Source organism: Anaeromyxobacter sp. SG66 (genome assembly GCF_022690805.1).
GTDB classification, from domain to species: Bacteria; Myxococcota; Myxococcia; order Myxococcales; family Anaeromyxobacteraceae; genus Anaeromyxobacter; species Anaeromyxobacter soli.
In genome coordinates, this window is record NZ_JALCZC010000180.1 from 1 (window position 1) to 4,979 (window position 4,979).

Consider the following 4,979-nt stretch of genomic DNA (forward strand, 5'->3'; position numbering starts at 1 on the left):
TTCTGGCCCGCGGGGCGCTGGGACAGGGCCGGAGCCGCCCCCGGCGCGGCGGCGAGCGGAACGGCCTGCGTCGCGGCCCGGGCCGCGGGCGCCTCCGTGCCGGCCTTCGCCTGGGCCGTGCTCGGCGCCGACGGCGGCGGCGCCGACGCCCCCTCGAGCTCCAGCTCCACGAGCGGCGAGTGCACCTTCGCGACGTCGCCCACCTTCCAGAACAGCCTCACGACCCGCCCGCGCTTCGGCGAGGGGATGACCACCGTCGCCTTGTCGGTCATCACCTCGACGAGCGGCTGATCCTCGGCGACGACGTCGCCGGGCTTCACGAACCACTGCTGCACCTCGGCTTCGACGACGCCCTCGCCGATGTCGGGGAGCTCGAGCTTGTACGCCATGGGTTCGGCCTCGCTTGCCCGGGGGCAGCCCTAGTACGACACGACCTCGCGGATCGCCTTCAGCACGCGCGGCGCGCGCGGCAGGTACTCGTTCTCGAGCGTGTACGGGAACGGCGTGTCGAACCCGGTCACGCGCGTGATGGGCGCCTCGAGGTGGAGGAAGCACTTCTCCTGCAGGATCGCGGCGAGCTCCGCGCCGAAGCCGCAGGTGCGCGGCGCCTCGTGCACCACGATGGCGCGGCCGGTCTTCTTCACCGACTGGACGAGCGTGTCGGTGTCGAGCGGCTGCAGCGAGCGCAGGTCGATGACCTCGCAGTCGATGCCCTCCGCCTCCGCCTCGCGCGCGGCCTGCTCGACCTCGTGCCACATCGAGCCCCAAGCCACGAGCGTCAGCGCCGAGCCCTCGCGCGTCACCTTCGCCTTGCCGATGGGGACCTGGTACTCGCCCTCGGGCACCTCGCCCTTCGCGGCGCGGTACACGCGCTTCGGCTCGAAGAACAGCACCGGGTCCGGATCGCGGATGGCGCTGATGAGCATGCCCTTCGCGTCGTACGGGTTCGAGGGCACGACCACCTTGAGCCCGGCGGTGTGGACGAAGTGCGTCTCCGGCGACTGCGAGTGGTAGTGGCCGCCCTTGATGCCGCCGCCGTAGGGCGTGCGGATCACCATGGGGCAGGAGTACTGACCCGCGGAGCGGTACCGGTACTTCGCCACCTCGTTCACGATCTGGTCGAACGCGGGGAAGATGAAGTCCGCGAACTGGATCTCCGGGACGGGCCGCAGGCCGTAGAGCGCCATGCCGAGCGCGGTCCCGATGATGCCGCCCTCCGCGAGCGGCGTGTCCATCACGCGATCGGCGCCGAACTCGTCGTACAGCCCCTGCGTGGCGCGGAACACGCCGCCGAACTTCCCGACGTCCTCGCCCATCACCACGACGTCGGGGTCGCGACGCATCTCGAGGCGCAGGGCGTCGTTCACCGCCTGGATGATGTTCATCGTCGGCATGCGGACCTCCCGGGCGTTCAGGCGTCGGAGTGGCGGGGGTTCGCGACGCGCGGATCGGCGGCGACCGCGGCCTCGAGCTCGGCGAGCTGCTCGCGGAGGAGCGGGGTCGGCTCCGCGTACACGTCCTCGAACAGGGACTCGAGCGGCGGCTTCGGCGCGAACGCCTCCGCCTCCTTGAGGACCCGCTGCAGCTCCTCGCGCACGCCGGCGCGGATCCGCTCGTCCCCCGCGTCGTCGAGCGCCCCGCGCCGCGCGAGGAAGCGGCGCATGCGCAGGAGCGGATCCTTCCGCTTCCACGGCTCGACCAGCTCCGCCGGGCGGTAGGCGCGCGGATCGTCGGAGGTGGAGTGGCCCTCGACGCGGTAGGTGACGCACTCGATGAGCGTGGGCCCCTCCCCCGCCGCCGCGCGCGCGCGGGCGCGCCGCGTCGCCGCGTGCACCGCCAGGAGGTCGTTCCCGTCGACCCGCTCGCCGCGCATGCCGTAGGCGATGGCCTTCTGCGCGATCGTCTCCGAGCCGGTCTGCCGCTCGCGCGGCACGCTGATCGCCCAGCCGTTGTTGCGGCAGATGAACACGACCGGGAGCTTGCGGACGGCCGCGAAGTTGAGGCCGGTGTGGAAGTCGTGGGCGCTCGTGCCGCCCTCGCCGAAGTAGGTGATGGCGACCATCGGATCGCCCTTGAGGCGCGCCGCCCAGGCGGCGCCGACGGCGTGCGAGATCTGCGTGGAGATGGGCGAGGAGATCGAGGTGAAGCGGCCGGGCCGCCAGGCCTCGTGGCACGGCATCTGCCGGCCCTTCAGGGCGTCGCCGGCGTTGCCGAACAGCTCGCACAGGAAGGCGACGAGCGGCATCCCGCGCATGAGCGCGGCGCCGTGCTCGCGGTAGCAGGGGAAGATCCAGTCCTGCTCGTCCATCGCCGCGGCGGAGCCGAGGATCGAGGCCTCCTCGCCGATGGAGCCGATGTAGAAGCCGATGCGGCCCTGGCGCTGGAGCGTGATCATCCGCTCGTCGAGCGCCCGGTTGAGGACCATGAGCTCGTAGAGCTTCAGCACCTCGGCGTCGGACAGCGTCACCTCGTCGGGCGGACCGACGAGCTCGCCGTCCTCGCCGACGAGGCGGTACAGCGGGAACTCCTTCACGAAGCGGCCGGGCTCCCACTCGCGGTGGTTGCCGCGCTGCCGCCTCGGTACCGCCCCCACCTCGTGCTCTCGGCGCATGAGTCGCTCCGGTCAGGGACCAGGGGCTCGCGAGGCGATCTCGCCCCTCAGGAACAGCTCGGCGGCGCGGTAGCTGGACCGTACGAGCGGTCCGCTCGCCACGTACCGGAAGCCGAGCGCGAGGCCCGCCTCCCGCCACGCCGCGAACTTCTCGGGCGTCACGAACTCGACGACGGGCAGGTGCCAGGCGCTCGGCCGCAGGTACTGGCCGAGCGTGAGGATCTCCACGCCGGACGCGCGCAGGTCCTTCATCGCCTGGACGAGCTCGTCCTCGGTCTCTCCGAGCCCGACCATGATCGAGGACTTCGTCACGATCCGCGGGAACTCGCGCTTCATCTGCGCGAGGACGCCGAGGGTCTGGTCGTAGCCGGCCTTGAGATCCCGCACGACCGGCGTGAGCCGGCGGACCGTCTCGAGGTTGTTCGCGAACACGTCCGGCGCGGCCTCGCCGACCGCGCGCACCGCGGCGGCGTCGCCGCGGAAGTCCGGCGTCAGCACCTCGACGAGGAGGCGGGGGATCGCCTTCAGGCGCCGGATCGCGTCGGCGAAGTGGCCGGCGCCGCCGTCGGGCAGGTCGTCCCGATCGACGCTCGTCACGACGATGTAGTCGAGGCCGAGCTTCGCGATGGCCTCCGCGAGGTGGCGCGGCTCGTCCGCGTCGAGCGGCGGCGGCTGGGCCGCCGTCTTCACGTTGCAGAAGCGGCAACCGCGGGTGCAGACGTCGCCCATCAACATGACGGTGGCGGTCCCGCCCCCCCAGCACTCGGCCACGTTCGGGCAGTGCGCCTCCTCGCAGACGGTGTGGAGCTCGAGCCCCTTCACCGTCTCGCGCACCTTCTGGTAGCGCTCGCCGCCCGGCACGTTGACCCGCAGCCAGCCGGGCTTCCGCGCGGTCATCGGCACGCCCTGCTCCCGGAAGGCCTGGAGGATGGATCTCGGGTCTTGCGGCGGCTCGCCGGCGGAGCCCAGGACGGGCAGGCTGCTGCGCGGGGTGTCGGACATGTTGCCGCGCGGGATGTAGCGGTGGACTGGCGCTAGGTCAAGACGCGGCGCTCAAACGGGCGACCGCCGGGCGAATGCTGGGCATTGGGGGTGCGACCTGCATGCTATAGTTTCGGCACCCGCCCCTTCTGGGCGCCCCCTCTTCGCCGAAGGAAGAAGCGCTCGAATGGCGGAGTCCCCCAGCGAACCCACCCGGATCCTCATCGTCGACGACGACACGTCGGTGCGCGACGTCATCGCGGTCCTGCTCGGGGAGGAGGGCTACGCCGTCACGGCGGTCTCCTCGGCGGAGGCCGCCCTGGACGCGGCCCGGCTGAGCGAGTTCTCGCTCGCGATCAGCGACGTCCGGATGCCGGGCAAGGACGGCTTCTGGTTCCTCGACCGGATCCGCGAGCTCCACCCGGACACCGCCGTCATCATGCTGACCGCCTTCGGCGACACCGAGGCCGCGGTCGAGTGCCTGCGAAACGGCGCGGCGGACTACCTCCTCAAGCCGCCCAAGGTCACGGACCTCATCCGCGCGATCGAGCGGGCACTCGGGCGACGGCGCCTAGAGCTCGCGCGGCAGCGCTACCGGCGCAGCCTCGAGAACCGCGTGCGCGAGAAGACCGCGGAGCTGTCGCGGACGCTCGGGGACCTGCAGGCCACCTACTCCCAGACGCTCTGGTCGCTCGTCGCCGCGCTCGACGCGCGCGAGCACGAGACGAGCGACCACTCCCAGCGCGTCGTGCGCTACACGCTCGCCGTGGCGAAGCGGCTCGGCCTCACCGAGAAGGAGCTGCCCGACATCGGCCGCGGCGCCCTCCTCCACGACATCGGCAAGATCGGCGTGCCCGACGCGATCCTCCTCAAGCCCGCGAAGCTCACGCCGGCCGAGTGGGAAGAGATGCGCAAGCACCCGCAGATCGGCTTCAACATCCTGCAGTCGGTCGAGTTCCTCGACGTGCCGGCGCAGATCGTGCTCTGCCACCAGGAGCGCTACGACGGCGGCGGCTATCCGCGCGGCCTCGCGGGCGACGCGATCCCCATCGGCGCGCGCATCTTCGCGATCGCCGACTGCTTCGACGCGATGACGAGCGACCGGCCCTACCGCAAGGGCGGCCCGGTGGACGCGGCGCGCGCCGAGATCGCGCGCTGCTCCGGGACCCAGTTCGATCCCCGCTGCGCCGACGCGTTCCTCTCGATGTCGCCGGAGGAGCTCGCCGACCTGGCGCGGACGACGCAGGCCAGGCCGATTTGATCTCACGGGGGACTGCGTCCCCCGCCCCGCCGACGGCTGGCCGCCGTCGTCGGGGCCCCACCCCTGCTCGGCGGGGCCCGTGAACGGTCGCGCCCGCTTCGCGGGTTCGCGACCGTTCCCCGCCGG

At 72.2% G+C, this 4,979-nt stretch carries 5 protein-coding genes; 1 reads left to right on the top strand and 4 read right to left on the bottom strand.

All coding sequences use genetic code 11. The features are described from left to right. The 4 genes from MNZ39_RS23215 to lipA all read right to left on the bottom strand — a co-directional run. Positions 1-389: biotin/lipoyl-containing protein (locus MNZ39_RS23215; protein ID WP_305037347.1), on the bottom strand; the 389-nt coding region annotated here is incomplete at its 3' end. Between the two features lie 30 nt (positions 390-419). Continuing rightward, positions 420-1,394: an alpha-ketoacid dehydrogenase subunit beta gene (locus MNZ39_RS23220; protein ID WP_242341467.1), complete on the bottom strand. Its 975-nt coding sequence runs from the start codon at positions 1,392-1,394 to the stop codon at positions 420-422. Positions 1,395-1,411: 17 nt separating this feature from the next. Then, positions 1,412-2,611: a thiamine pyrophosphate-dependent dehydrogenase E1 component subunit alpha gene (locus MNZ39_RS23225; RefSeq protein ID WP_242341468.1), complete on the bottom strand. Its 1,200-nt coding sequence runs from the start codon at positions 2,609-2,611 to the stop codon at positions 1,412-1,414. A 12-nt stretch (positions 2,612-2,623) separates the two neighbouring features. Next, the gene (gene lipA / locus MNZ39_RS23230; protein WP_242341470.1) at positions 2,624-3,508 is read right to left on the bottom strand and encodes a lipoyl synthase; all 885 of its coding nucleotides are present in this window, start codon (positions 3,506-3,508) and stop codon (positions 2,624-2,626) included. A 271-nt stretch (positions 3,509-3,779) separates the two neighbouring features. On the opposite strand from lipA, the gene MNZ39_RS23235 reads away from it, so the two are divergent. Beyond that, complete coding sequence (locus tag MNZ39_RS23235; RefSeq protein ID WP_242341469.1) at positions 3,780-4,853, top strand: HD domain-containing phosphohydrolase; 1,074 nt, start codon at positions 3,780-3,782, stop codon at positions 4,851-4,853. The last annotated feature ends 126 nt before the right edge of the window (positions 4,854-4,979 follow it).

Excerpts from the sequence above, each read along its gene's own strand:
- MNZ39_RS23220 (WP_242341467.1), bottom strand. The coding sequence starts at position 1,394 with ATGCCGACGATGAACATCATCCAGGCGGTGAACGACGCCCTGCGCCTC.
- MNZ39_RS23225 (WP_242341468.1), bottom strand. The coding sequence starts at position 2,611 with ATGCGCCGAGAGCACGAGGTGGGGGCGGTACCGAGGCGGCAGCGCGGC.
- lipA (WP_242341470.1), bottom strand. The coding sequence starts at position 3,508 with ATGACCGCGCGGAAGCCCGGCTGGCTGCGGGTCAACGTGCCGGGCGGC.
- MNZ39_RS23235 (WP_242341469.1), top strand. The coding sequence starts at position 3,780 with ATGGCGGAGTCCCCCAGCGAACCCACCCGGATCCTCATCGTCGACGAC.